Origin of the sequence: Streptomyces sp. NPDC058086 (genome assembly GCF_042885015.1) — a bacterium.
Classification (GTDB): Bacteria; Actinomycetota; Actinomycetes; order Streptomycetales; family Streptomycetaceae; genus Streptomyces.
In genome coordinates, this window is the sequence record NZ_JBHVST010000129.1 from 1 (window position 1) to 25,577 (window position 25,577).

At 67.6% G+C, this 25,577-nt stretch carries 19 protein-coding genes and 4 pseudogenes; 14 read left to right on the forward strand and 9 right to left on the reverse strand.

The genetic code is table 11. From position 1 onward, the window contains the following. Positions 1 to 91 precede the first annotated feature (91 nt). Positions 92 to 643, reverse strand: a pseudogene (locus ACFVWD_RS50260) (IS630 family transposase); the annotation flags it as partial. Positions 644 to 1,253: 610 nt separating this feature from the next. Here ACFVWD_RS50260 and ACFVWD_RS50265 point away from each other — a divergent pair. The 4 genes from ACFVWD_RS50265 to ACFVWD_RS50280 all read left to right on the forward strand — a co-directional run bounded on the left by ACFVWD_RS50265 (position 1,254) and on the right by ACFVWD_RS50280 (position 4,882). Continuing rightward, positions 1,254 to 1,937 (forward strand): reverse transcriptase domain-containing protein, encoded by a 684-nt coding sequence (locus ACFVWD_RS50265; protein WP_389605277.1) that lies wholly within the window; start codon positions 1,254 to 1,256, stop codon positions 1,935 to 1,937. 238 nt (positions 1,938 to 2,175) lie between these two features. Continuing rightward, positions 2,176 to 2,361 carry a hypothetical protein gene (locus ACFVWD_RS50270; protein ID WP_389605279.1) on the forward strand — a complete coding sequence of 62 codons (186 nt, stop codon included), beginning with the start codon at positions 2,176 to 2,178 and terminating at the stop codon, positions 2,359 to 2,361. 132 nt (positions 2,362 to 2,493) lie between these two features. After that, positions 2,494 to 4,299, forward strand: a complete 1,806-nt coding sequence (locus tag ACFVWD_RS50275; protein ID WP_389605281.1) for a recombinase family protein — start codon at positions 2,494 to 2,496, stop codon at positions 4,297 to 4,299. Then, positions 4,181 to 4,882 carry a group II intron maturase-specific domain-containing protein gene (locus ACFVWD_RS50280; protein ID WP_389605305.1) on the forward strand — a complete coding sequence of 234 codons (702 nt, stop codon included), beginning with the start codon at positions 4,181 to 4,183 and terminating at the stop codon, positions 4,880 to 4,882. The genes ACFVWD_RS50275 and ACFVWD_RS50280 overlap by 119 nt, the downstream gene beginning before the upstream one ends. 117 nt (positions 4,883 to 4,999) lie before the next feature. Here ACFVWD_RS50280 and ACFVWD_RS50285 read toward each other — a convergent pair. Next, positions 5,000 to 5,212: pseudogene (locus ACFVWD_RS50285) on the reverse strand (IS630 family transposase); the annotation flags it as partial. Between the two features lie 204 nt (positions 5,213 to 5,416). Between ACFVWD_RS50285 and ACFVWD_RS50290 the strand changes: the two are divergent. From ACFVWD_RS50290 to ACFVWD_RS50320, 7 genes and pseudogenes are all read left to right on the forward strand, one after another. Next, positions 5,417 to 6,136, forward strand: coding sequence for a hypothetical protein (locus ACFVWD_RS50290; protein WP_389605283.1), 720 nt, complete (start codon positions 5,417 to 5,419; stop codon positions 6,134 to 6,136). Next, positions 6,136 to 6,537: a hypothetical protein gene (locus tag ACFVWD_RS50295; RefSeq protein WP_389605284.1), complete on the forward strand. Its 402-nt coding sequence runs from the start codon at positions 6,136 to 6,138 to the stop codon at positions 6,535 to 6,537. Before ACFVWD_RS50290 ends, ACFVWD_RS50295 begins: the two co-directional genes overlap by 1 nt. 119 nt (positions 6,538 to 6,656) lie before the next feature. Beyond that, a complete protein-coding gene (locus tag ACFVWD_RS50300; RefSeq protein ID WP_389605285.1) occupies positions 6,657 to 7,034 on the forward strand; it encodes a hypothetical protein in 378 nt (125 codons plus the stop codon). Then, positions 7,028 to 7,915, forward strand: a complete 888-nt coding sequence (locus ACFVWD_RS50305) for a hypothetical protein (protein WP_389605287.1) — start codon at positions 7,028 to 7,030, stop codon at positions 7,913 to 7,915. The genes ACFVWD_RS50300 and ACFVWD_RS50305 overlap by 7 nt, the downstream gene beginning before the upstream one ends. Before the next feature lie 234 nt (positions 7,916 to 8,149). After that, positions 8,150 to 10,474 (forward strand): TOMM precursor leader peptide-binding protein, encoded by a 2,325-nt coding sequence (locus tag ACFVWD_RS50310; protein WP_389605288.1) that lies wholly within the window; start codon positions 8,150 to 8,152, stop codon positions 10,472 to 10,474. A gap of 208 nt (positions 10,475 to 10,682) precedes the next feature. Then, the gene (locus ACFVWD_RS50315) at positions 10,683 to 13,703 is read left to right on the forward strand and encodes a lantibiotic dehydratase (RefSeq protein ID WP_389605290.1); all 3,021 of its coding nucleotides are present in this window, start codon (positions 10,683 to 10,685) and stop codon (positions 13,701 to 13,703) included. A 526-nt stretch (positions 13,704 to 14,229) separates the two neighbouring features. Beyond that, positions 14,230 to 14,316 (forward strand): annotated as a pseudogene (locus tag ACFVWD_RS50320) (hypothetical protein); the annotation flags it as partial. Here ACFVWD_RS50320 and ACFVWD_RS50325 read toward each other — a convergent pair. The 3 genes from ACFVWD_RS50325 to ACFVWD_RS50335 all read right to left on the reverse strand — a co-directional run bounded on the left by ACFVWD_RS50325 (position 14,285) and on the right by ACFVWD_RS50335 (position 17,644). Continuing rightward, the gene (locus ACFVWD_RS50325) at positions 14,285 to 15,349 is read right to left on the reverse strand and encodes an IS110 family transposase (RefSeq protein ID WP_389605291.1); all 1,065 of its coding nucleotides are present in this window, start codon (positions 15,347 to 15,349) and stop codon (positions 14,285 to 14,287) included. The pseudogene ACFVWD_RS50320 and the gene ACFVWD_RS50325 sit on opposite strands and share 32 nt — an antisense overlap. 832 nt (positions 15,350 to 16,181) lie before the next feature. After that, positions 16,182 to 16,841, reverse strand: a complete 660-nt coding sequence (locus tag ACFVWD_RS50330) for a CoA transferase subunit B (protein ID WP_389605293.1) — start codon at positions 16,839 to 16,841, stop codon at positions 16,182 to 16,184. Positions 16,842 to 16,843: 2 nt separating this feature from the next. Next, positions 16,844 to 17,644 (reverse strand): CoA transferase subunit A, encoded by an 801-nt coding sequence (locus tag ACFVWD_RS50335; protein WP_389605295.1) that lies wholly within the window; start codon positions 17,642 to 17,644, stop codon positions 16,844 to 16,846. 291 nt (positions 17,645 to 17,935) lie between these two features. On the opposite strand from ACFVWD_RS50335, the pseudogene ACFVWD_RS50340 reads away from it, so the two are divergent. Further along, positions 17,936 to 18,216, forward strand: a pseudogene (locus ACFVWD_RS50340) (hypothetical protein); the annotation flags it as partial. Positions 18,217 to 18,239: 23 nt separating this feature from the next. Here ACFVWD_RS50340 and ACFVWD_RS50345 read toward each other — a convergent pair. From ACFVWD_RS50345 to ACFVWD_RS50355, 3 genes are all read right to left on the reverse strand, one after another. Next, entirely contained in the window at positions 18,240 to 20,198 is a 1,959-nt protein-coding gene (locus ACFVWD_RS50345; RefSeq protein WP_389605296.1) for a helix-turn-helix domain-containing protein, read from the reverse strand. 114 nt (positions 20,199 to 20,312) lie between these two features. Further along, positions 20,313 to 21,710 (reverse strand): MFS transporter, encoded by a 1,398-nt coding sequence (locus ACFVWD_RS50350; protein WP_389605297.1) that lies wholly within the window; start codon positions 21,708 to 21,710, stop codon positions 20,313 to 20,315. Positions 21,711 to 21,911: 201 nt separating this feature from the next. Beyond that, a complete protein-coding gene (locus ACFVWD_RS50355) occupies positions 21,912 to 22,739 on the reverse strand; it encodes a 3-hydroxybutyrate dehydrogenase (protein ID WP_389605299.1) in 828 nt (275 codons plus the stop codon). 116 nt (positions 22,740 to 22,855) lie between these two features. Between ACFVWD_RS50355 and ACFVWD_RS50360 the strand changes: the two genes are divergently transcribed. Next, on the forward strand, positions 22,856 to 23,173 hold the full coding sequence (locus ACFVWD_RS50360; protein ID WP_389605300.1) for a hypothetical protein: 318 nt from the start codon (positions 22,856 to 22,858) through the stop codon (positions 23,171 to 23,173). 769 nt (positions 23,174 to 23,942) lie between these two features. Here the strand turns inward: ACFVWD_RS50360 and ACFVWD_RS50365 are convergent. Next, positions 23,943 to 24,569, reverse strand: coding sequence for a hypothetical protein (locus ACFVWD_RS50365; protein WP_389605302.1), 627 nt, complete (start codon positions 24,567 to 24,569; stop codon positions 23,943 to 23,945). A gap of 816 nt (positions 24,570 to 25,385) precedes the next feature. Here ACFVWD_RS50365 and ACFVWD_RS50370 point away from each other — a divergent pair. Beyond that, positions 25,386 to 25,577, forward strand: a 192-nt coding sequence (locus ACFVWD_RS50370; protein WP_389605303.1) for a hypothetical protein, incomplete at its 3' end; no start/stop codon positions are given.

Sequence of the window (25,577 nt, forward strand, 5' to 3'; positions counted from 1 at the left end):
GGCCGGACGAACTCCCACTCGGCGTCCGACAGTTCATGGCGACGTATCACCCCACCATGATCCACCACTCAAGATCATTTGAAGACACGACCTAGTGACGTGAGTCGGAGATTCTGTGGCAGTAGGCGGCGACTTTGTCGAGGATCTCGTCGGCTGCATTGGTCCAGATGAAGGGTCTGGGGTGTTCGTTCCAGTCGGCGAGCCAGGCTCGGATGTCGCGCTCGAGAGCCTGGACGGAGCGGTGGACACCGCGGCGGAGTTTCTTCGCGGTCAGCTCGCCGAACCAGCGCTCCACCAGGTTCAGCCAGGATGAGCCGGTGGGTGTGAAGTGCAGGTGGAAGCGGGGGTGTGCCAGGAGCCACTTCTTGATGGCAGGTGTCTTGTGGGTGGCGTAGTTGTCCAGGATCAGATGGATGTCGAGGCTTGTCGGGACTTCCTTGTCGAGATTGGCGAGGAACTTCTTGAACTCGGCGGCCCGGTGCTGGCGATGGATCGAGCCGATCACCTTGCCGGTGGCCACCTCCAGGGCCGCGAAGAGGGTGGTGGTGCCGGCGCGGACGTAGTCGTGGCTGCGGCGTTCGGGGACCCCGGGCATCATCGGCAGCACCGGCTGCGAGCGGTCCAGGGCCTGGATCTGGGATTTCGTGCGCCACGAGGCGCTGTGGGATCGAGCGGAGGTGAGAGGACTCCGCCGCCGTGCTGTCGCCGCGGCACGGCGAAGCTGGGGGGAGTTCGAGCCGGGAGATGCCGGTGAGGACGGAAAGCAGCCCTGACAACGACGGGACGCGCTGGCACTGCCAGACGGCGCGGGTCCGGCAAGCAAGACGGAAAGGTGCACGTGAGGAACCGGCGTGTAAAGCCCCTTAAGAGATCCACCAGCTCGAACCTGGCGGATGTGGGCTGGATTGCGGTGCACATTTCGCTCCCCGAGGTGGGGAGTGGAGTGACTCCTGGGCCGGTTGAAGTCGCCGGTCGGGAGGCCACGTTGAATGCCTGCGGCGTAGGCGTGGCGAGGCCGCAGGGGCAAAGTCGGGCACCTCATCCGTCGATCGATCCGCAGTGAACGTGGGAACCGTCCGGATGCCTCCCTTCCCGTCGGCCATCCAGGCCGGTGGCGGGCAGGCGCATCGTCCACCGGCAGCATCCGGCCGGGGCGGAGCCGCTGTAGTAGTCCGAGGACGCGAAAGCCGTCCGCATGGCGAAGAGCGGCAGCGTGTTCGCAGTGACGGTTCTGGAAGGCCAGGAGTCCGTTGATGAATATTGACCGGGCGGCCGATGACACCGGTCGCCGGTTCAACGATCTGTTCAACCTCGTATGTGACCCCGCTTTCCTGCTGGTTGCGTGGGAGCGGGTGCGGACCAATCGGGGTGCCCGAACCGCAGGTGTGGACGGAATTTCCGCCCATTCCGTGCGGTTGTCGGGACGGGAAGATCTCTTCCTGGACCGTCTCCGTCGAGATCTTAAGACGCAGACGTTCATCCCTCTTCCGGTGCGGGAGGTGATGATTCCCAAGGGCGGAAGTGGAAAGTTCGGTCGGCTGGGCATCCCTCCTGTGGGCGACAGAGTTGTGCAAGCGGCTCTGAAGCTGGTGCTGGAGCCGATCTTTGAGGTGGATTTCCTCCCGTGCAGCTACGGGTTCCGTCCCAAACGGCGGGCCCAGGATGCGATCGCCGAGATCCACTTCTTCGGATCCCGCTCTCACGAGTGGGTTCTGGAAGCGGACATTCAGGCGTGCTTCGACGAGATCGCGCACCCGGCCCTGATGGACCGAGTGCGCGCGCGAATCGGAGACAAGCGAGTCCTGGCCCTGGTCAAGGCGTTCCTCAAAGCCGGAATCATGCATACCGACGGCACTGAAGGCGCTTCGATCACCGGCACTCCCCAGGGAGGAATCCTCACGCCTCCAACGCAATGGGCAACTTCTGCTTCGAGGTGACGCTCGGCTACCGGCGCTTGGAACTCCTTCCTCGCGCCGAGGGTAAGGAGCGTCACAGTGGGTAGTAGGTTTGTGACATGGTGCGTGCTGATCGTGTCGATAGCGTCGAGTACGCCCGGCGGGTCAATGCCGCCGCGGATCTGGTCGGGGCGGGTGTGCCCGTGGCCGCAGCCGCCCGCACGTTGGCGAGTAGGTATGGGGTGTCGGTGCGTCAGGCACGCCGGTATCTGAGCAGGCCATGGCTGCTGGACGGGTCGAAGTCCCCGAGTCGAGCGTGGTGTTCACCGTCAAGCTGCCCGGCTCGCTGGCCGGGCAGATCCGTGCTTGTGCTCACGAGAGTGACCGGGCGATCTCCGCGGTGGTGGCCCAGGCCCTGGCCGAGTTCCTGGAGCGGGGCGCCCCGGAGGGCCGGCAGGGCAGGTGAGCGGGCGGCTGGTGGCGACGGAGGCGGTCTTCGACCGTCATGCGGCGGCGGACTTGTCCGCGGCCTACGCGGTGTTGATGCCGCAGCGCCGGGCCCGGGTCCGGGCCGGCCCCGATCAGGCAGGAGCAGCCGGTGACCAGTGCGGCGATTTACGCCCGGGTGTCGTCCGCCCGGCAGAAGAAGGACCAGACGATCGGCTCGCAGACCGCGGCCCTGCGCGCGCACGCCGCCGCCTCGCATCTTGAGCTGCCCGAGGAGTGGGTGTTCGAGGACGAGGGCCACTCCGGGGCGACCCTGGTACGGCCCGCGCTGGAGCGACTGCGGGACCTTGTCGCCCAGGTCGGCGTGGATGTGGTGCTGTGTTACGCACCCGACCGCCTGGCCCGCAAGTTCGCCTACCAGGCCCTGCTGATCGAGGAGTTCACCAGGGCCGGCACCCGGGTGGAGTTCGTACGGGGCCCGCACGGCGACACTCCCGAGGACCAGTTGATGGTCCAGTTCCAGGGCATGTTCGCCGAGTACGAGAAAGCCCAGCTGATGGAACGCTACCGGCGAGGGAAGACCTACCGGGCGCGCTCGGGGTCCATCAATGTGCTGGGCGGCGCCCCGTTCGGTTACCGATACCTGCGCAAGACCCCCGAGTGCGGGGCCACTTACGAGATCGTCGAGTCCGAGGCAGCGCTGGTGGTGGAGCTGTTCCGCCGCTATACCGACGACGGAGCCTCCATCGCGGACCTGACCCGCTGGCTCACCAGCAGCAACACCCCCACCCGCACCGGGAAAACCCGCTGGGACCGCAGCGTGGTCTGGGGCATGCTCCGCAACCCCGTCTACCAAGGTCAGGCCGCCTTCGGCAAGACCCGGACCGTCCACGAGCCCCCGGGCCTGAACCGCCGCGCGAGGCTGGAAGGGCGCACCACCCCACGCGCCGTCAAGTACGAGGACCGGCCACGCGATGAGTGGATCACCATCCCCGTCCCCGCGGTCATCAGCCCGGCCACCTTCGAACGGGCCGCCCAGCGACTCGCCGACAACAAGCGCTTCGCCTCGCGCAACAGCAAGACCCCTTCTCTCCTTCAGGGCCTGTCGGCCTGTGTGAGCTGCGGATACGGCTACTACCGCACTTCGACCACCACTTCCTCAGGCAAGAAGATCTACTACTACCGGTGCCTGGGCTCCGACGACTACCGCTACGAGGGAGGCCGGGTCTGCACCAACAAGCCCGTCCGCGCCGACTACCTCGACACCGTCGTCTGGGACCACATCATCGGCCTGATCGCCGACCCGCACCTGATCCGGACCGAGATCGACAAGCGGCTCGACCGCGCCCGCACGTCCGACCCCGCCACCCGCCAGCGCAGCCGTCTCGACCTGGCCCTGGCCAAGGCCACCACCGCGATCACCCGCATGATCGAGGCGTTCCAGGAACAGCTGGTCACCATCGACGAACTGCGGGCCCGGATGCCCGGCCTGCGAGCCAGGGAAAGCAACCTGCGCGGCCAACTCGACGCGCTGGACGCCCAGCTCGCCGACCGCGACGCCTACCTCAAGCTCGCTGACGATCTCGAAGGCTTCCTCGCCCAGCTCCGCGACAACGCCCAGACAGCCGAGGTCCCCGAGCGCCAGCGCGTCCTGCGACTCCTCGTCAAGGACGTCCTCGTCGGCCCCGAGAAGATCACCATCCGGCACCGCATCCCCGTCCGCGAACACGCCGCCAACGACGGCCAGCATCAAGATCAAGACGCTACGGAGGGTGACTCATGCCCGAGTTACCCATTGCGTTGGGGGCGTGATGTCCCCGCTGCTGGCCAACATCGCCCTGTCCGAGCTCGACGAGCACTTCGCCGAGACTTGGCAGAGCTATGGATCGGACTACCAGCGCACCGCGCGTCGCAGACGCGGCCTGCCCATGTGCCGTCTCATCCGCTATGCGGATGACTGGGTGGTCATGGTTTCGGGGACGCGTCAGCACGCCGAAGCGCTGCGGGCCGAGGCCGCAACAGTCCTGGCGCCGATGGGCTTGCGCCTGTCGGAGGCCAAGACGCAGGTGGTTCACATCGACGAGGGCTTCGATTTTCTGGGCTGGCACATCCAGCGCCGGCGGAAACGGGGCACCGACCGGAACGTCGTTTATACCTACCCCTCGAAGAAAGCGCTGGCCTCCATCGTGGACAAGGTCCGGGCGATTACCGGCAGATCGAAGCACCGGCATCTGTCCGAACTGCTGCGTCAGTTGAATGCTGTGCTGCGGGGCTGGTGTGCCTATTTCCGACATGGTGTGTCAGCGGCCACCTTCGGCTATCTCGATGAGTATTCCTGGCATCAGGTGACCCGCTGGCTGCGTAAACGACATCCTCGTGTCCCGTGGGCATCCTTGTTCCGGCGCTTCCTCCCGGGGAAACGGCCGACCGAGGACGGGATTTCGCTGTTCCAACCCCAGAAGGTTCCGGTGATCCGCTACCGATACCGGGGGCGGAACATACCCACACCATGGACGCCAATACCGGCAGCCGTCGGCTGACCAGAGGTAAGAGCACGTGGAGAGCCGGATGCTCGGAGACGGGCACGTCCGGTTCGGCGGGCGGGCCGGGGAAACGGAACAGTAGCAACGCTGTCACCGCGCCCCGGTCCGACCCGACTCATCCACGCAGAGGACCAGTGCTTTCTCCGGCGGGTCGAGGTAGAGGCCGACGACATCACGGACCTTGTCGATGAACAGCGGGTCCGTGGACAGCTTGAATGTCTCGGAGTGGTGAGGGGCCAGGGCGAAGGCGCGCCATGTCGACCAGTGAGTGGCGTTCGCCTGTTTCTCCTCGAGTGTCTTGACGATGACCCGTTCCACGTCGGCATCGGCTGCGCGTATACCGCTTCAACTGCCTCTCACCGTACCCACTGTGCGTGACGGACGGTTCACGGAACATCAGCCGCCTGGCCCGGTTCCGACACCGCGACCCAGGCTCCCCCCATCGGCGCTGCGGCTCGCCCAAGTTCCGTACGTCCATTCCGGGTTCGGGCATTTCTGTGCCCGAACCGGCCGATCAGAGACGGAGACACGGTGACCACCATCGACACCGCGGCCATCACGGTCGTACTGCCCGAGGCGTTCGACAAGCGCTGGAGCCGCCTGCCCGGCATCCAGGTCGACGGCCGGCGCATCACCATCGACCCGGCCGAGTACTTCTTCCGCTTCGAGTCCCACACGTGGCTCGTCGCCGACTGGGAGCTGGTCAACTCCCAGCTCCTGAACACGGACGAGACGACCGAGAACCCGGTCGAACAGCTCGCCCTCGACTTCATCAAGGCCCACGCCGCCCCCACCTCGGACGCAGCCCGGGTGCTTGCCACCGCCTACGATGTGTACGCGTACCTCTTCCGCGACGAGCACCTCGCCAGCCTGGGCCTGTCGCAGATCACCGCCGAGCACCTGCGGATGCTGCGTGAGGCGGCCACGCTGATGGCGCTGAACAAGGTGGAGCTGGACGGGCACATCTCCAACGTCGGCCCCTGCTGGTTCTTCCCCGCCGCGACCTCCGTCGGGGCGGCGATCCGCGCGGCGGACGATGGCGCGGTGGTCTCGATCCAGCCCGGCTCCTACAAGGAGTCCCTGGTCCTGGACCGCGATATCACCGTGGTGGCCGAGAAGGGCCGGGGGACGGTACGGATCACCGCGGCGCACGGTCCGGGCGTCAGCGTCTCGGCGGGCCAAGCGTCGAGCAGATTGCCAACGCGCACCAGCAGCTGCCGGCCTACCTGCGCTCCGCCCATCTGCGGCTGATGGCGCAGGGCATCGCTGACATCCTGCAGACCGGCCAGGTGATCCGGGGGCGCGGCGGTAGTCCGACGCTGCTGTCCACCCAGATGCCCCAGGCGCCTGTCGGAATGTCGCTGGACACTGCAGTGAACGATTTTATCAGCGACCCATTTATTTTCGCGCATCATTTCCTGTTGTCCGCTGATTTTATGGACGGCATCAGGGCGCGCACGCCTCGTTTGCTGGTTAAGCAAGCCGATAATTTCGTGAATCAACTGATGCCGCACTTCGGCCGGCATTGGTTCACCTTGGTCGAGGACCCGCGCCGTCAGGGGCGCAACCAGCAACTAAACGCTTTCTATCTCACACCGGCCCTGGAAAAGTACGCCGAATACGCAGCCGCGCAGCCCAACCAGGTACCTTAAGGGTCTCAGGAGTTCTTTGACGGTTTGGTCTCGAGCTTCCGCTGGTGACCGCGGCCCGTTACATCGAGGCCGGTTACGTCCAATAGAAGAGGGGCCACCCAAGTGACCTGGGGCAGGACGTGGGCACAACACAGGTCCGCCGGAACCGGGACAACAGCAGCTTCAATCCCGATTTCGTGTTCACGGACACCATGAACGGGTGCGCGTTCGCCGTGACCGACATGACCGACGAAACCTTCACCGCATGGCACTTCCAATCCCCTACCTCCAACAGGCAGGCAGCCTGCAGCTTCCGTCAGGACAACCGCCCGATCGACTGGTTCGGCGACCACGAATACATGACGACGGCTCCGAAGGGAAACCCTGAAGGAGTCAACTTCCTCTGGCGGGACGAACGCGGGAACTGGCAGTTCATTAGCCAGGATAACGATGTGAGCGCCCATTCCATGGCCGAAGTGCTGCAAACAGCACCGCCCGGATCTACCACGGAATGGTGAACTACTATCTCGACAGACTTCGCAATGATCTCGTCCAGATAAAGATTCCAGAAGGTCAGATCTGGCAGAATGAGCGTGAAATACAGGAGATCTTCAAGTCCCACCTCACAGGCCAGATGGTAGGCGAGGTCAACAAACTTAAAGAGATAGCAGATTCGGCTCACGAGGGAAGCACGAACGAAACTTTCGATCTCCTCGCCGATGCCGCCAGGAAATTCCAGCGGAATCGCGACAGGCTTGCCAAGCTGCCCCGGTGGAACATGGACAACGCCAGGATTAAGGGCAATGCTGCGGCATCCCAGTCGAGCTGGTACTTCCCCCGGAACAGCGCAGAAAGCCTCAAAGTCGAGGTCGCCAAGCGCGTGCGCATCGCCGAAGGAATCCTCAGTCTCTTCGAAGGCAAGTGGGCCACCTGGATCCACGACCTGCAACACGAGGCAGACTCCTGGATATCCACCCCCGCAGCAGGCCCGGACCAGACGTCTGGTGCCCAGGCCTGGGCCGCCCCCGCCTCGTGGACGGCCGTGGAGACGATCGTCACGGCCACGGTGGAAGACGTGGGGACCCTGCCGGGCGAGCCCACGGCTTCCGCCCCCGACACCTGGGCGGAGTTGCGTGGCCTCGCCGAACCCGCAGCGATTGACACCGAGCACTTCGATCCGTGGAGGTCGGGACCGTATGAGCCCGGCCAGCTGGCGGGCAAGATGGGCCGGATCCGACTGGACGCCCGGAAAGGTGCCGGCGGTCCCGGAGCTGGTCGACCGGCTGCCGGAGGGCCACCAGCTGGTTACGAACTCTCAGACCTTCCAGGGGTGTTTGCACCGGTGACTGGTGCGGAATCACCCATGCCTGTACGGGAAAGATTATTAACAACGACCTGATTGCTTGTCAGGTTCTATCCACCACCAGTGATTGTTGCCATGTCCAAGCGAGGTGTTCCCAGGCGAACAGCGCAGCTAGCGTACGCGGTGTCCACCCACAGACAGGGAGGTGAACCATGGAGAAGGAAAGCAACATCCTCGAGGTCTCCGAGGAGGAGATCGCGATCGAGGAGCTCGACGCGCGCCCCAGCCAGCGAATCTGCTACCCGCCCACCTGGTAATCAGCGGGGACGCATGGTTGCGAAAGGCATGCGGCCTCACAGTTGTGACTGTGAAGCCGCATGCTGCATCACACCGGGAAGAAAGTCGGTTGTCATGGCTGGTCGCATCGTGCGCTTCCCGCGGCACGTGGGCGTCGAAATCATTCCGGGAGCGGGGGTGTACCTCCTCGCCCAGGGGCGCAACACGGTGCTGCGTGGCAAGCTCATCGAGCAGTTGGCCCCTTTGCTCCTGAAGGGAGCGACGCGCGTGGCACTGCGGCATGCGCTTGCGGCGTCGTTTCCGGGGACCGTCGTGGACCGCGGCCTGGACCGGCTGCTCACTGCCGGGCTCGTAGTCGAGCGGTGGGGAGATTCAGAACGCGACGACGCCGGGTTCTGGGAACTCGCCGGCGTGGCTCCGGACTCCGTGAGCGAGGCCGTCGAAAACCGGAGCGTGTGCGCGGTCTCCGTCGGCGGCATGAGCACAGAGGCGTTCACGGAAGCCTCGACGGCGCAGGGCCTGCGTCTTGGCGACGGTGATCCGAGCCTCACCGTCGTGCTCACATCCGATTTCCTCCACCCGGACATCCTGGCGTTCAACCAGGATGCACTGACGACCGGTAGCCCCTGGCTCGTGGCCAAACTGACTGGGGAGAGCGCCTGGATCTCGCCCGTCCTCGAACCCCGGCACACCGCGTGCTGGAGCTGCCTGGTGCAGCGAGCCCGAGGCCACCGGCAGTTCGAGGCCACGCTCGCCAGAATGACCCACCGGGACTACATCCCAGTGATGGGTGACGTGCGGCTCACAACGGCCACGGGCCTGGCTGCCCGGCTGGCGGTTTTGCGGGTCACGCAGTGGATGGCCGGGCTGCCCGACGACCCGCCGTCGATCCTGAGTTTCGACCCCTTCGCCCTGGAATCCCGTAAGCACCATCTCACCCGGCGCCCGCAATGCCCGGACTGTGGCGACCCGACGTTGGTGGCGACTGCGGCCCACCTGCCGCTGGCCTTGCGAAGCGTGCCTGCGGCACCGGGTGCCGACGGCGGGTACCGGTCGCGAGGCCAGCACCACATGCTCGACACATACGGACACCTCGTCAGCCCCATCACGGGCGTCGTATCGGAGCTGACCCGGATGAAGACGTCATCAGAGCTGCTTCACGTCTATTCCGCCGGGCACAATTTCGCGATGGGCCGGCCCCGGGAACTCAGCCGGGCGCAGCGCGCGCTGCGCACCGAGAGCGCTGGCAAGGGCATGAGTGACTGGCAGGCCCGGGCGAGCGCTCTCGGCGAGGCCATCGAGCGGTACTCCGGCGTCTGGCAGGGCGACGAAGCGCACATCGTCACCTCAGCCCGCGCCCTGGGCGCCGACGCGGTGTCACTGGACACCCTGCAGCACTTCAGCGAAGACCAGTTCCGCAACCGTGAGGAGTGGCGCGGCCGCGGCACCCCCTTCACCTGGGTGCCTGACCCGTTTGATGAGGCGCAGGACATGGCCTGGACGCCTGTCTGGTCGCTGAGCGAGGAGGCGCACAAGTACGTGCCGACCGCCTACCTGTACTACGACTTCCCCACCTCGCCCGGCCCTGTCGTCGCCCTCGCCGACTCCAACGGGAACGCGGCCGGGAGCAGTCTGGAGGAGGCGATTCTCCAAGGCTTCTTCGAGTTGGTTGAGAGGGACAGTGTTGCCATGTGGTGGTACAACCGCACGGCCCGTCCGGCGATCGACGTGAACCGGGCGGACATCGCATATATCGAGCGCTGGCAGGAACATTATGCGAGCATCGGCCGCGAGACCTGGGTCCTGGATCTGACCTCGGACCTGGGGATCCCTGTCGCGGCAGCGGTGTCGCGCCGGACCGACGGCCCCACCGAGGACATTCTCTTCGGCTTCGGCGCGCACTTCGACCCGGCCGTGGCGGTCACCCGGGCCCTGACGGAGATGAACCAGTTCTTGGCCGGACTCCTGGAGTTTCGCGCCGACCCGAACCGTGCCGAGGGCGGCCCGGACACCGAGTGGTGGCGGACCGCGACGCTGGAGAATCATCCGTACCTCGCGCCACGCGGCACTTCAGGCCTTTTCACCAGACAGGCCCGTCAGACGCCTATAGGCCCCGACCTGCTGTCCGGCGTGCGGGAGGCCCAGCGGATCGTCGAGCAGAACGACATGGAGATGCTGGTGCTGGACCAGACGAGGCCGGACATCCGCCTGCCGGTAGTCAAGGTCATAGTCCCCGGCCTGCGCAGCTTCTGGCCGCGGTACGCGCCCGGCAGGCTGTACGACGTTCCCGTTGCCCTCGGCTGGACAGAGTCGAGGGTGCCGGAAACGGAACTCAATCCGATCGCCATGTTCCTCTAGCCCGCCGCCCCTCTACGCAGCGGGAGTTCCGCGACCCCTCTGTCGGCCACAGTCACGAGTTGAGCCGCTACCACTACCGGGACCGCATTCGCCCGCTTTCCGCCTCGAGTGTGTTTGTTACGAGCTCCCCTGACGGCGCCTGCCGGTTCTGCGCGACCAGTGCGCCGGATCCAGTCTCACCACCCCCGACGCATCAGCTGGAGGCCCGATGTCTGAAGACGAGCTCGCCGTCTTCGAGAGCGGCGACGTTTTTCTCCTTCGGGTTCCCGTCCTGCCGAACGAAGCTGCCGGCGGGGAGCAGACCGACACCCCCACCGACATGGTCATGGCGCTGGCCCGGGACCCACTGGCCGCCGAGGCGCTGCTCGTGTCCAGCCCCTCGCTGGCGCGTGCCGTGCAGGACACTCTCGCCGGTAGCCGGCCGCCAGCCCCGGCGGGACAGCGACTGACCCGGTCGCTGCTCCGCTACCACCTGCGGATGTCCCGCAGGGCCACGCCTTTCGGCCTGCTCGCGGGAGTGGCTGTGGGTTCCTTCGGCGACAGGCCCCGCGCCCGGCTGACCGGTCGGCGCACCAAGCTCGTCCAGCCGGACGGGGCCTGGCTTGGCGCACTCCTTGACGCCCGGGACGTCACCGACCCCCCGGCGGCCCTGCGCGTCGTTGTCAACAACACCTGCCGGACACAAGGCGACCAGCTCCTTCTGCCCCTCGCGATGCGCTCGCCGAAGCCTGTCCGGCGCAGCGTTCGCAGGACCCCGCCCGTCGAAGCCGTGTTGCGGCAAGCACGGCGGCCCGTGGCTTTCGGGGACCTGGTCACCGCGGTCACCGCGGATTGCCCCGGCCTCGGGCCGGAGCAGGCCGCCAGGCTGCTGACCCGCCTGATCGCGCTTGAATTCCTCGTCACCGACAGCTTGCCGCCGGCCGCCGAGCCTGACCCTCTGGGCCACGCCGCGCGCGCCGCGCCGGGGCACACCGGGTTGCTGAATTACGCAGCGAGGCTGCGGCTCTACGCTTCCCGTGACGTCGGCAGGGGCGCGCCGGCTCTGGCCGAGCTGTACCAGGCCGCCGGCTCGTCGGCGTGTGTGCAGGTTGATCTGGCACTCGAGGCCGACGTTCGCCTGCCCTCGGAGGTTGCCCGGGAGGCCGCCTCCGCAGCCTCGGTGTTGTGGCGGGTGTCCGTGCCCGAAAGCGACGAACAGCGTGCACTGGCGGCGTACCACCGGGAGTTCCTGGAGCGCTACGGGCTGGGGGAGTTGGTGCCGGTGAGCAGCCTGCTTGACCCCGACACCGGACTCGGCCCTCCAGCCGGTTACGAGTTGCCGACCGGTCACCGCAGACCTCTCCCGGCCCTGGTGGATCCGGACCGTGCGAGCGACCTCAACGCGCTGTACGCAGGCGCCCTGACCGCCAGACGGACGAGCGTCGAGCTCGACGAGTCCACCATCCGATCGCTGGAATCCAGGCGCGGGGATCCGCCTTCCTCCGCCGAGCTGATCGTCTCGGTCCTCGCCGACTCGCCTGGAGAACTGGCCGCAGGCCGCTTCCTCCTGATGGTCCCGCCGTTCCGGGCCTCCCGACCGGCCGGCACGGCATGGGGACGGTTTTCCCGACTCCTCGGTGCCGAGGAGTACCTCGCCGCGTTCGCCCGGCGCACCTGGGGCGCAGGCCCCGACACTCCGCTTCCAGTGCGGGTGGACTACGCGACCCGCGACCGCAGGCTGCTGAATGTCACCGGAGCACCGGACATTGCCGCCTACCACATCGCCGTTGGGGTCTACGCCGATCCCACGTCACCGGGCGCTGTCGATCTCGCACACGTCTGTGTCTACGCCGACACCCAGCGGTTCCGCGTCGTTGACACCACCTCCGGACGCGAGATCAGCCCGTTCGCCCCGCACATGGTCAACAGTCGGCTCGCCCCCAACGTGGCACGCTTCCTCCTCGAGGTCCCTCTTATGGGAGCGACCCAGTTGGGGGCTTGGGACTGGGGCCACTTGAACAGCTGCCCCTTCCTCCCCGCTGTGCGCTACGGCCGGACCATACTGATGCCCGCCACTTGGCGACTGCGCCTGGCCGACCTCGCCGACGGAGAAGCCGCGGAACGCCTGGCGGCGTGGCGCGAACGGTGGCGGGTGCCCGACCGCATCCATCTGGCCAGCGCGGACCAGCGGCTGGCCCTAGATCTCCGGCTGCCCCGTCACAGGGAGCTGCTGTGCCATCAAGTCCTGTCAGACCGTGAGTGCGTTCTGCACGAGGACCTGTCCCACGAACCGCCGTTGGGATGGCTGCGTGGACCAGACGGCACATATGACGCGGAAATCGTCGTACCACTCTTCGCGAAATCCCCCATCGTGCGCGAGCCAGTTGCCCCGGCCCCGACCCGCGTCCGCTTGTCCGCACCGCACCCGCCCGGCGGGGAATGGCTGTCCGCCCGGATCCCCTCGTCGGCCGAAAGCCAGAGGCTGATCCTCGCGGCCCACCTGGAGCCCTGGCTGCGCAGCCAGGCTGAGCACGTGGACCGCTGGTTCTTCGTCCGCTACGCCGACGCGTCGACCGGCCGGCCGCACCTACGGCTCCGGCTACACGGGGACCCGTCCGCTGTCGCCCGGCACGTGCTGCCGAGCCTCCGGGACTGGGCCCAGGACCTCGCGGCCGCCGGGCTCACCGACGACCTGTCCCTGCACGTGTACCGCCCGGAGGTCGAGCGGTACGGGGGCAATGCCGCCATTGAGGCCGCGGAGCGATTCTTCTGCGCGGACAGTCGACTGGCCCTGCGCCGTCCCGATGACGACACCGACCCGCTGCCCGTGGCCGCCGACGTAGTCCGTCTGATCCGCGGCTTCCAGGGGGCTGGAGGAGTGGTCTGGGAGCAATGGTTGATCAATCACTACCAGAAGGACGAGACCCGGCACCGGGTCTTCGCCCGCAGGCGCCGCGAAGCACTGGCACTGATCCCCGCCGACGGGCCGGCCCCGCCGGCCGAGGACGCCGAATGGCACGCCAGCCTGGCCGCGTACGCCGCCACGGTGCGCCGGGCGGCAGATCGGGAGAACTGGATCCTGCCCGCCGGGATCCTCAAGGCGTTGCTGCACATGCATTGCAACCGGCGGTTGCGTTTCGGGGCGGACATAGAACAGGACGTGTACGCCGTTGCGCGCGGCGCTGCGGTCGCACACCTCGACCGGAGCAACGCCCTGGCCCGACTCCCCGATTCGTCCTCCCCGAGATGAGTCCGCGCGGACTTACCACGCCGTTGGCGGTTCGCGGCGGTGACCGGCTGGGCGGTCGGCGTGCAGGTCGTTGCCGACGGCGGGATCGGAGGGTTTCGCGTGTCACGGTTGTGCATCGGGCCGCCGCGAGAGAACCCCGCCGGGACCGGCCCCGTAGCTGTGATTGTCGGCTTCACTTCGCAGGCCGTCGGCCCCGAACCCGAGTCCCTTGCTGAACGCGAGAGCCAGCTACTCCCGCCTGCGCTGGGTCATGACAGTCTCCTTACTCAGGACCCTGGCTGCGAAACACGACTCCACCGTCAACAAGATGGCGCGCAAGTACAAGGCGACCGTCGATACTCCTGACGGACCGAGAAGGTGCTTCGCAGTCGTGGTGCAGCGCGAGGACGGCAGGAAGCCACTGGTCGCCCGCTTCGGCGGAGTCCCTCTGCGGCGGCAACACACCACCGTTATGTCCGACGTCCAGCCGGTCATGGGGAATCGGCAAAACGAGCTGATTCGTCGGCTCCTTGCTGGACGCTGTGAGATGTGCGAGTCAACGACAGGGCTGCAAGTCCACCACGTCAGGAAGCTCGCAGACCTCAAGCGACCAGGCCGACCGGACCCGGGTCCGTGGATTCGCCAGATGGCAGAACGCAGGCGCAAAACCCTCGTGGTTTGCCAAAAATGCCACCAGCGCATCCACGCGGGACGGGCCACAGTCTCCACTCGGAATCGATCACCGGAGAGCCGTGTACTGGGAAACTAGTCCGCACGGTTCGGGAAGGGGCCGTCGGAAAAGGACCCAAGCCACGGGTACCTCGTCGGCGGCCTACTTCACCCGCGTCCGGGTGTGCCTCGAAAGCCTTCACGGAGGCTTCGGCAAGCTCATCTGCGCTGGTGCAGGCAGTGTCTAACTTCCGCATCAGTGTCAGGGTCTGGCGGCCCATCGCGTCCTCGACCAGCGGGAGCTGGCGCATCTGCGGGGCCCGTAGGGCCGCGTGCAGACGTGTGACCTCAGCCTCGATTCCGCGTTGGCGTCCGGCCTTCTTCAGCACGGCCTGCAGCTGGGTTCTGGTCAGTCGGGCTGCTCGGGCCGGGGTGGGTGCGGCTGCCAGCAGTGCGCGGGCCACGGGTGAGCAGAGTCCGCCCAGGATTGGCTGGACGGCGGCGAGGTAGCCGGGGAAGTATTCGCGCAGGTGGGACCGGAGTTTGTTGGCAGCCTGGGTGCGGTCCCAGACTGCGTCTTGTTGCGCGCGAGCCAAAACAGCGATGGCCTGGGCGAGTTCGGTGTCCGCGGGCATTGTCCGGTGTACCGCGGCGTCGGTGCGCAAGATGTTGGCGAGGACCATTGCGTCGAGGTGGTCTGACTTCTTGCGGGCGATGGTGTGGCGTTCGCGGTATCGGGACGCTGCCATCGGGGTGATCGCGTAGACACGGCGGCCGGTGGCTCGCAGGCAGGCCACCAGCAGTCCTCGGGTGGTTTCAATGGCCGCTGGTATGCGGGTCTCGGGGGTGTCCCCGTGTTCGGCCAGGAGGTCGAGCAACTGTTGGAGGCCGGTGGCGTCGTCGCTGATCCTGGCTCGGGCCACCAGCGTGCCCTCGGTATCGATAAGGGCGATGTCGTGGTGGTCGCTGGCCCAGTCGATGCCGCAGAAGATTTTCATTGGTTGTCTCATGCCCTTCCCGTCACTTGCACCTCTCACTTGCTGGTCACAGCGGTGGAGGCACGCGACTCCCTAATGGAAGGGCTCTGCTGGCCCAGCATCCGATTAGCCGTTCGTGACCCCAGCTACCCCCGAGGTCCTCAGTCTTTTCAGGAGCTCGAAGACTCCTGGTGAGCTGGGAGGTGTTCCTCGCGAGGGGCTCAGACCACGAACATCCTCGCCTCAAACGCATACGTGCCGCCGCCACGACACGGGGCTGGTGAACCCGTCTGATCAAAGGGTTCCGAACCCGGTGGTGCTTCAGGCTTCACCAGCCCCGTAACTCACCATTAAGTGGTGCTTGCTGCCCGCCCTGCCTCGGTTGACAGGGCTTCGTCCCGTCTTGGGGCCCCCAGTGCACCGCGGGCGATGGCCTCCCCGCGGAACCTGGCAATCGGCGGACTCCGCCTGGCGGAGCGGGACAACATTGCCGAGGGCCCGCGCCATCACGGGCCGGACATGTCCCGGCCGCCGGCGACCCTCGGACTCCCGTGATCATTCCCGGCCGATTGCGAGAACGACGGAGCCTCGCGGTGCGCATGGCCGAGTGCCTCGGTGACTTCCGCTGCCGAGTGGGGTTCGCTCAGCTCGGTGAGGCAGCGGTGGATTGGCAGGGTCCCCTGACAGGGAGGGCCACTGACAGGGAGGGCCCCTGACAGGGGACTGATGTGTCCGTGATGCGGTCTGCTGGAGAGCCTGGCGGTCCGTCGCTGGATCCCGTCGGGCGAGGCGGAGGGCCGCCGCGGTCGGCTCTGGTGTGCGTCCGCACTCGGCATCCGTGGCCCATGATCGGTCAGCGAGTCTCCAGCGCCTCCAAGCCCTCGGCGATCAGGAGCTCCGCGTCGGTCGCGGCCCGGACCTCCTCCACCGTGACGCCGGGAGCGGTTTCCGTCAGCCGTAGACCCTCAGGGGTGACGTCGATGACGGCCAGGTCGGTAATGACCCGGTCGATCACCTGGCGGCCGGTGGCGGGAAGTGTCAGCTCCTCGACGATCTTCGGGGAGCCGTCCTTGGCGGTGTGCTCCATCACGACCACCAGTCGGCGGGCGCCGTGGACCAAGTCCATCGCGCCGCCCATGCCCTTGACCATCTTGCCCGGGATCATCCAGTTGGCCAGGTCGCCGTGGACTGAGACCTGCATGGCGCCGAGCACCGAGACGTCGATCCGGCCGGCCCGGATCATGCCGAAGGAGAACGCCGAATCGAAGTAGGCGGTGCCGGGGACGGTGGTCACTGTCTCCTTTCCGGCGTTGATCAGATCAGGGTGTTCCTCGCCGTCGTACGGGTAGGGGCCGACGCCCAGAATGCCGTTCTCCGAGTGCAGCACCACGTGCACCCCGTCCGGCAGGTGGTTGGGGATCAGGGTCGGCAGGCCGATGCCCAGATTGACGTACTGTCCGTCGTGCAGTTCCCGGGCGGCGCGGGCGGCGAGCTGGTCCCGGTCGAGCGGCATGGTCACTTCTCCTCGGAGTCGGTGCGGGCGATGACGGTTGTGGTGGCCATGCGTGCTGGCCGGACAGTACGGCGCTCGATGCGCTTGTCCAGAGCCGGATCGGCGGCGACCACCCGGTCCACGTACACGCCCGGCAGGTGAATGGCGTCCGGTGGCAGCTCTCCGGGATCAACGATGCGTTCGGCCTCGACCACGGTGACCCGACCCGCCATCGCACACAGCGGGTTGAAGTTGCGCGCCGCCGCATGGAAGACGCAGTTGCCGTGCCGGTCCGCGACCGCGGCCCGCACCAGCCCGAAGTCGACAGTGATGGCTTCCTCCAGAAGGTAGCGGCGGCCACCGAAGTCCCGGATCTCCTTGGGCGGTGAGGTGACCGCGACGCTGCCGTCGGAGGCGTAGCGCCAGGGCAGGCCGCCCTCCTCGACCTGGGTGCCCACCCCCGCCGGGGTGTAGAACGCCGGGATGCCGGTGCCGCCGGCCCGCAACCGCTCGGCGAGCGTGCCCTGCGGCGTCAGCTCCACCTCCAGCTCGCCGGAGAGGTACTGGCGGGCGAACTCCTTGTTCTCGCCCACGTAGGACGACGTCATCCGGACGATCCGGCCGGCCCGCAGAAGCAGGCCCAGCCCCCAGTCGTCCACACCGCAGTTGTTGGACACGACCCGCAGGCCGGATGTGCCGGCCTCGACCAGTGCGCCGATCAGTGTCGAGGGGATGCCGCACAGGCCGAAGCCGCCGACCGCGAGTGTCGCACTGTCGGGGATGTCCGCCACTGCCTGCGTGGCCCGGGCCACCACTTTGTCCATGTCGTTTCCTTCCCCCACCGGGATCCGTTCCGTCTGATGGCCTGGCATGCCGCTGTGTCGCGACGGAAGCCAGGCGGTCTTCACCTTTCCGGTACCGGTCGTCACCGGCCATGTGCGCCAGTGCCACGACTGGTCCTTCAGGAGCGGTGGTTGACCACATGCCGTACGTCGCGTGGCGCTCCTGTCGCTTCGCCAGCCACTCACCACGCTTTTGCGGTCGCGGGTGCGGGCCGCCGATCTCAGGGAAGACAGCGGTGCCCGGCAGCGGCGGGCGGGAGATACCTTCAGGAGCTGGCCGCGGGCTGCTCCTCGGCCGGCACCGCCGCTTCCGTGAAGGTGGGCCTGGTCTACTCCCGCACTGGCTTGCTCGCCGCCTACGGAAAGCAGTACGCCTACAAAAGGCAGTACGCCTGCGGAAAGCAGTACGAGGAAGGCTTCGAAGCGGGCCTGACCTACGCCACGCACCGGACGGACAAGACCGGCGGCACCCAATCGAAGTCACGGAGCAGGACGATGCGGACGACCCGGCGAAGGCTGTCGCCGCGGCCAAGGCCCTCATCGCCAAGGGTTACGACCGCGCGTTCCCGGTGATGTGTCAACCGTCCGACAACAGGTGAAGACGCAGGGCGAGTTGGATTTCCAGTGCTTGCTCGGGGCTGTTCCAGTCTGGGCCGAGCAGAGCCTGGATGCGGTCCAGCCGTTGCACGACGGTGTTGACGTGCACGTGCAGCTCCTCCTTCGCAAGAGTCAGGCTCCCGCCGCAACCGAAGTAGGCGTGCAGGGTACGGACCAGTTGGGTGCCGCGCTGAGCGTCGTACTCCAATAGGGGCCCCAGGGCGGCGGCGACGAAACCGTCCACGTCGTGGTCCTTGCCCAGAAGCACGCCGAGGAAGCCGAGTTCGGCGGCGCCGGCCCCGGTGCCGTCGCGGCCGAGTACGTGGAGGGCTCGCAGGCAGCGTGAGCTCTCGGCGTAGGCGTCCGCGATCGCCCGCGGTCCTGTGGCGGGCCCGGCGCCGGCCACCGTGACCGGGGCGCCGACCAGTTGGGTGAGCTGCTCTGCGGCGACTCGGGCCGCTTCGCCCGGCCCGGTGCCGTCGTACGGGAGCAACAGCACCAGGGCGCCCGCTCGTTCCGCGCTGACGCTGCCGCTTACGGTGCCGAACAGGTACTGCACGGCGGCACTGGCAAGCCGCTCCCGCCCCGCGGCACCGGTTTCGGCGACGAGCAGGAGGTGGGGCCGGTTCAGGTCGATGCCCAGGCGACGACCGCGGTCCATCAGACCGGCCGGGTCGCGGTCGGGTGTCGTGAGCAGGTCGGTGATCAGGTCGCCGCGCACCCGGTTCTCGGTCTCGGCGACCGAGCGGCGCAGCAGGAGCAGCAGGGAGGTGACGACGCTGCTTCGCTCGAACAGGCGCCGGTCGGGGCCGTCGAGTTCCGGCCGCCCGTACAGGACCAGGCACCCCAGCAGCTCCTGCCCGGCCAGTACGGCGCAGACCCAGCGCCCGTCGTGGAACACCGTGTGGGCCGCGGCACGCGAGCTCTCGGCGGCCGCGACCAGTGCCGCGGAGTCTGCGGTACTCGCGCCCTCGCCGATGCCACCCGTCAAGGCGGCGCCGTCGCGGGAGACCGTGGTGAGCGGCCACCCGCTGCCGTCGTGGACCGCGACGTCCCCCTTCAGCAGACCGGCGACGGCGGTAGCCACGTCCGAGACGTCGCCCCCGCGCAGTACCAGGTCGGTGAGCCGGTCGTGGGACTCCTCAGAACGCTGCATGGCCGCGGAGTGTTCCCGGATCACGGCATTGGCCTCGGCCAGTTCGGCCAGCGCGACCCGCGCGTCGGCCATGGCTTTTGCGGTGTCGATGGCGATGGCGGCATGGTCGGCCAGCGAGCACAACAAGGCGACCTCGTCGGGGGAGAAGGCCCGTGCCGAGCGGTCTGCGGCAAAGAGCACGCCGATGACGTGGCCGCCGGTTCCGGAGCCCAGCAGCAGCGGCACTCCGAGGATCGCGACCAGGCCCTCGTCCAGAACCCCGGCATCGATGCTGCCGGTGTGGTGGAAGCGTGCGTCGGTGCGGTAGTCCGGGGAGGCGTAGGGGCGAGCTGTCTGCGCGACCAGGCCGCCGAGGCCTTCCCCGAGCTGGAGTCGCAGGTTCTGGAAGAGTTCCGACACCGAGCCGTCGGTGACCCGCATGTACGTGTCCCCGGCCTCCTCGTCGGGAAGCGTGAGGTAGGCCGTGTCGGTACCGAGGAGCATCCTGGCGCGGCGGACGATGGAGCGCAGTACGGCATCGAGGTCGCGCAGCGCCGCGAGGTCGCCGGCGGTGTCGAAGAGAGCGGTCAGCTCAGCCTCGCGGCGCCGGTGCTGCCGCAGTGTGCTCTGTACGCGCAGCGCTGCTTCGATGGCCTGCTCGACCTCCGCGAGGTCCTGGGCGTCAGCACCACTGCGCCGTACCTCGGCGGCGACGGCGCCAAGGTCCTCGGCGGGGGCGCCCGCAGCGAGGAGCTCAAGCAGTCGGCGCATGTGAGGGGCGACAGACGTAGGTTTCTGGGGCATGGGCGGGCAATCGTGACGGAGGCGGCGAGGCGGTGGGACCGGTAAGCGGCGGAGCAGGGCCGGGCCTCCTGACCGGAGCGGCCAGGTTACTCCGGTCAGGGACTCGACCCTTGATCAAGCGGACGCGGTCGCCTGATCGTCTGCGGCGGGGCGCGATGTGGCGCCGTCCGGCTCGATCGCGGCCAAGTCGCTGCCACGGGTCTCCCGGGAGGCGACCACGGCGATCACGGTGATCAGGGCGGCCAGGCCGACGTACACCGATATCGGGGTGGAAGTGCCGTAGGAGCTGAGCAGGGCGGTGGCGATCAGCGGGGCCGGGGCACCGGCCGCCACCGAGGAGAGCTGAGCACCGATGGAGGCACCGGTGTAACGCATCCGAGTGGCGAACAGCTCCGAGAAGAACGCCGCCTGCGGGGCGTACATGGCGCTGTGGAAGACCAGGCCGACGGTGACGGCGAGAACGAGCGCCGGGAAGGACCTGGTGTCGAGCAGACCGAAGAAGGCCCAGGACCACAGGCCCACGCCGACCGCGCCCACCAGGTACACCGGCTTGCGGCCGACCCGGTCGGAGAGGGCACCGAAGAGCGGGATCAGGCAGAACTGCACTGCGGAGCCGATCAGTACCGCGTTCAGAGCTGTCTGCTTCTCAATCTTGAGGTGCTCCACACAGTAGGTGAGGACGAAGGCGGTGATCACGTAGTACGAGATGTTCTCGGCCATCCGGGCACCCATGGCGACCAGGATGTCGCGCCAGTGGCTGCGCATGACCTCGACGGCCGGCAGCTGCTCGGTCTTCTGCTCGGCCTTGCGCCGCTCGGCCTTCGCCAGTGCCTCCTTGAACAGGGGGGACTCGTCGACGGACAGCCGGATCCACAGGCCGAACATGACCAGCACGGCCGACAGCAAGAACGGGACACGCCACCCCCAGGAGTTGAAGGCGTCGTCGCTCAGCAGGCTGGTCATCAAAGAGAGGACTCCGACGGCGATCATGTTGCCGGCCGGTGCACCACCCTGCGGCCAGGAGGCCCAGAACCCCCGCCTCCTGGAATCACCGTGCTCGGACACGAGCAGGACAGCACCCCCCCACTCGCCGCCGAGAGCGAATCCCTGGACCAGACGAAGCGTGGTGAGCAGCAGCGGAGCCGCGACGCCGATCGTGTTGTAGCCGGGGACACAGCCGATCAGAGCAGTGGAGCCGCCCATCATCAGCAGGCTGATCACCAGGAGCTTCTTGCGGCCCACGCGGTCGCCGAAGTGACCGAACACCACGGCGCCGATCGGGCGGGCGGCGAAGCCGATGGCGTAGGTGAGGAAAGAGAGCAGAGTGCCGGTCAGCGGGTCGGACTCGGGGAAGAAGACATGGCCGAAGACCAGGGCGGCGGCGGAGCCGTAGAGGAAGTAGTCGTACCACTCGATGGTGGTGCCGATGAGGCTGGCCGCGACGATCTTGCGCAGACCGCCTGGTTTTGCGGAGTTGCCTGGGCCGTTCACAGCGCTGTGAGCGTTCTGCATGGTTGCCACCGTTTCGGGGTGAGGAGTGAGCGGATCCGCCGGGCTTGTGGGATGTCGGGCGGCGGTGGTGCGGTCCGGGGCGTTGAGCGGTGCGGTGTGGTGGGGCAACGGCGGGCGGGTGCTGTCCTGGTGGCCCGCCCGCCGAAGTCGGTGCGGCGGCGCCGCCCGCAGGGCGACGCCCGGGGGAGGGGACGGCGCCCGTCAGTGGGCCGTCCAGCCGCCGTCCAGGGGGATCGAGGCGCCCGTGATGTACGCGCTGCGCTCGGTGCAGAGCCACAGGGCCGCCTCGGCGACCTCCGTCGGCTCGATCAGACGCTTGATCGCGGTGCGCTCCAGGAACACCTGGTCCATCACGTCCGCCGCCGGTATGCCGTGGGCGAGCGCCTGGTTGGCGATCTGTTCCTCGACCAGCGGTGTGCGGACGTAGCCGGGGTTGATGCAGTTGCTGGTCACGCCGTGCGCGGCGCCTTCCAGGGCGACCACCTTGCTCAGGCCCTCCAGGGCATGCTTGGCCGCGACGTACGCCGACTTGTAGGCACTGGCCCGCAGGCCGTGTACCGAGGAGACGTTGACCACGCGGCCCCACCCCCGTGCGTACATGTGTGGCAGGGTGCGGCGCAGGATCCGGAACGGCGCCTCCACCATCACCCGCTGGATCAGCGCGAAGCGCTCCGGGGGAAAGTCGTGGACGGGCGCGACGTGCTGCAGACCGGCGTTGTTGACCACGATGTCGGAGTCGTCCGGCAGCGTGTCCACGGCATCGGGGTCGGAGAGGTCGACCACGATCGCGGTGCCGCCGATCGCCTCCGCGACCTCTTTGGCGGCCTCCGCGGCCCGGTCCACCACGTAGACCTCGGCACCGGCCGCGGCGAAGCCCTTGGCGCAGGCCCGGCCGATCCCACTGGCCGCGCCGGTGACCAGGGCCTTGCGGCCGGCGAGGAAGCGGGCGGAGACCGGGGTGGACGCGGTGGCGTCGCCCGGCTCGGCGTGCTGGGCCGAGCCCCCAGCGGGCTTCTTGGTGCTTTCCATGGCGAGACCGTAGGAAGGAACGGAGATGTGAGACACGTGGCTCGGCGACACATTTTCGTAACACGAGGTGGTTGTCGTCGCCATACACGACAGATGGCGGCTGGTGCTGACGGGCGGTGGTCGCCTACGGCTTCAGCAAGGGCTGGCGGTTGGAGCTGGAGCACGCGGACGTCTTCCACGTCATGGCCACCTACACCATGTTCCGCAACGTCTACCCCTTCCCCTCCGGCAGTGCCTGGTGGGGCCCCGGCCTGTTCCTCGGCATCGTCGCCCTCACCGCCATCGGTATCGCCGCCCGGCCCGCCGTCGCCCGCCGCGCCGGAGAACTGATCACCCGCGACGAAGGACTCGCTCCCGCAGCGGACCAGGACACCGACTCGGCGACGAACCACTGCCCGCCTGTCCTGCGCAACGACCTGACACAGTCCCCCTGACCCTCTGCCGAGTACAGTGCGCCACCCGAAGCGCGTCCGGCTGCCGCACGCCGAGGATGTCAGGATGACGGGCCCTCACCCCTGATCTTGGACACTCGAGACGCTGGATCTTGAGGATCTGAGACGGACATGTCGTGGTCATGCAGCACTGCCCGCCGGAGTTCAGGGCGGACGCGGTGACGACGCCCGGATGCTGCGGCATGCCGCGTCTGGAAGCGGCGCGTGCGAGGGTGTCCGCACTGAACTCGGTCCGAACGGCAAGCTGGTGGTACGTCAGGGCCGTCTCGCTGCGTCCAGCGCGCAGCCAGATGGCCAGGGCCTGGAAGCGACTTGCTGCACTGACCGATCGGGTTCTCGCGGCGCCCCAGCGGATCGGTCAGGCCCCCGCGATCCGCGATCCGCGTCCCGCTCAAAGCTCCGAAGCATGCACCGGACTGGGGCTGACCTCAGGAACCGCGTCGGCCTGCCGGCCCGTCCCCCTGTTTCGTGCAGGGGAAGCTGCGCGACGTGTGTGAGGCCCGCACGTCCGGGCCTCACCCAACGACAACGCACCAGGTTTCAATCAACATTCTGAGCCCCTTCGGTCCCTGAGTAGGCGATCTCGTCCGACCATCTAAGGCCGTGGAGGCCCGGCACCCACCGGCTGCGGGTGGGCTCGGGGCCGTCGGAGAAGTCGATGACCGGCAGTTGGGCTGCAGTCCAGTCGAACATGCGTGGCCCCATCGGCGTCGTCGCCGCACGAGAGGCGCTGCCAGGGACTGCTGGATGCTCAGCCGGTCACTGCCTCCTGCTGCGGTTCGGCCGCGGCGGGTTCCGAGGCGGCCGCAGTGGTGTAGAAGACCGACGAGCCCTGCTTGGTGCGGTGAGCGCGGCTCTTGGCGACCAGTCCTTCGAGGGTGGTGCGCACGACCGTGGTCTTCACGCTCCGGTCGGGGTGGGCCTGCGTGAGTGCGACGGCGATCTCGGCGGCGGAACGCGGCTCGCTCTCCTGCTCCAGGTGGCCGCGGATCAGCTCGACCAGGGTCGGCTTGGTCGCCGCCGTGGAGGCCTTCGCGGGTGAGGCCTGGGTGGCGGGCTTCTTGGGCGCCGTCTTCTTCGCGCCCGTGGCGGCCGCCTTCTTGGGCTTGCTCTGCTTGGGTTCGGCGGAGGTCTGGTGAGGCACGGACGGTGTACCTGCGGCATCCGCCTCGGCGGCACGGCCGGCACTGCCGAGCGCCTGCTGCATGTTCACGAGCACAGTGTGGTCGTGCTGCAGGGCATGCAACTGCTCCTGCAGGGCTTCAATCTCCTGACCGATACGTTCCTGCTCCTTGGCATTGCGCTCAAGGTCGCCTGTGACCTGGGCGATGTACTGCGACGTCAGTTCTGTGGCGTGGGAGGAGCTGGCTTCAGACATGCCATGGTCCTTTCTGTGGTCCGCGGGCACGGCGGTGAGAGCAGGAGCCATGTGCGCGAACGGGTGGAGGCAGGTGTCCCGCCTGCTGTGACTGGATCACCGCAGGACACAACTGCAGCAGGGTGCAGCAGTTTAGAGATAGTACGCACGACTGGAACAGGATGTTCGTGTCGAGTGTTATCTCTTTCCCGCCTCCAGGGCGAGCAGCCGGCAGAGCCAGGCATGTGACGTAGGGGCTGACTGGTCACTACTGAACCGCCCCTGGCCTGGGGGGACAGGTGCCAGGCAACGTGGGCGGTATCCGGAAGCAGTGCCAGGCAGTCGGCGAGAGTCACCAGACGGTTGAGGAGTTCCTCGGTCTGGTGAGGTGAGTGGTCGTACGGGTGTACGAGGGCCTTTGTGTCGGCAGGGTCGGCCTTGCCCGATGCGCAAGTGGCCAGGACTACCGTGGTCAGTTGCATGGCCGGGGCTCATTTGCCTGGGGGAGCCAACGGGGTGGGCATTGACCGTCGTGGCTTTGGCCAACGGGACAACCTTCGCCTACCTCTCTGTCATAGCCGGGGCCGACGTCAGGGGTGATGTGATCACCGCAACGCACCTGAACTCCCTGCGTCTGGGCGGAGCACGCTGGACTCTGGAGACGGCACACCGGGCGGGGCCGGCGCAAGGAAGCACCGGCGGTGCGCGGTCGGCCCGGATGGGCCGAGGACCGGCGGCAGTTGCCGCCGGGCGGCCTGCGCGGTCGGTCGCGGCTAGGCCGTTTCGTCTGCGGACCGGCGCCGTGCCCGGGAGAGGTCACTTCGAGGCAGAACTGTGATGGGCCACGGCCCCTTCGGGGTCGGGCAGGCTTCTTATCAGGCCACCGAGGTGGGCCGGGTCGACGTCGGCCGCCCGCCGCTGTCGGACAGTTCATTACTGACCTTTTCGGATTGGCTTCGGGGGATCTGGGGTGAGGGTCAGTCCGGTTTCGGTGAGGCAGCCGTTGATGAGCTCGGGGTGACGCTGGAT

Excerpts from the sequence above, each read along its gene's own strand:
- ACFVWD_RS50295 (WP_389605284.1), top strand. The coding sequence starts at position 6,136 with ATGGCGCAGGGCATCGCTGACATCCTGCAGACCGGCCAGGTGATCCGG.
- ACFVWD_RS50365 (WP_389605302.1), bottom strand. The coding sequence starts at position 24,569 with ATGTCTGAAGCCAGCTCCTCCCACGCCACAGAACTGACGTCGCAGTAC.
- ACFVWD_RS50330 (WP_389605293.1), bottom strand. The coding sequence starts at position 16,841 with ATGCCGCTCGACCGGGACCAGCTCGCCGCCCGCGCCGCCCGGGAACTG.
- ACFVWD_RS50310 (WP_389605288.1), top strand. The coding sequence starts at position 8,150 with ATGGTTGCGAAAGGCATGCGGCCTCACAGTTGTGACTGTGAAGCCGCA.
- ACFVWD_RS50345 (WP_389605296.1), bottom strand. The coding sequence starts at position 20,198 with ATGCCCCAGAAACCTACGTCTGTCGCCCCTCACATGCGCCGACTGCTT.
- ACFVWD_RS50325 (WP_389605291.1), bottom strand. The coding sequence starts at position 15,349 with ATGAAAATCTTCTGCGGCATCGACTGGGCCAGCGACCACCACGACATC.
- ACFVWD_RS50265 (WP_389605277.1), top strand. The coding sequence starts at position 1,254 with ATGAATATTGACCGGGCGGCCGATGACACCGGTCGCCGGTTCAACGAT.
- ACFVWD_RS50355 (WP_389605299.1), bottom strand. The coding sequence starts at position 22,739 with ATGGAAAGCACCAAGAAGCCCGCTGGGGGCTCGGCCCAGCACGCCGAG.
- ACFVWD_RS50305 (WP_389605287.1), top strand. The coding sequence starts at position 7,028 with ATGGTGAACTACTATCTCGACAGACTTCGCAATGATCTCGTCCAGATA.
- ACFVWD_RS50315 (WP_389605290.1), top strand. The coding sequence starts at position 10,683 with ATGTCTGAAGACGAGCTCGCCGTCTTCGAGAGCGGCGACGTTTTTCTC.
- ACFVWD_RS50270 (WP_389605279.1), top strand. The coding sequence starts at position 2,176 with ATGGCTGCTGGACGGGTCGAAGTCCCCGAGTCGAGCGTGGTGTTCACC.
- ACFVWD_RS50335 (WP_389605295.1), bottom strand. The coding sequence starts at position 17,644 with ATGGACAAAGTGGTGGCCCGGGCCACGCAGGCAGTGGCGGACATCCCC.
- ACFVWD_RS50350 (WP_389605297.1), bottom strand. The coding sequence starts at position 21,710 with ATGCAGAACGCTCACAGCGCTGTGAACGGCCCAGGCAACTCCGCAAAA.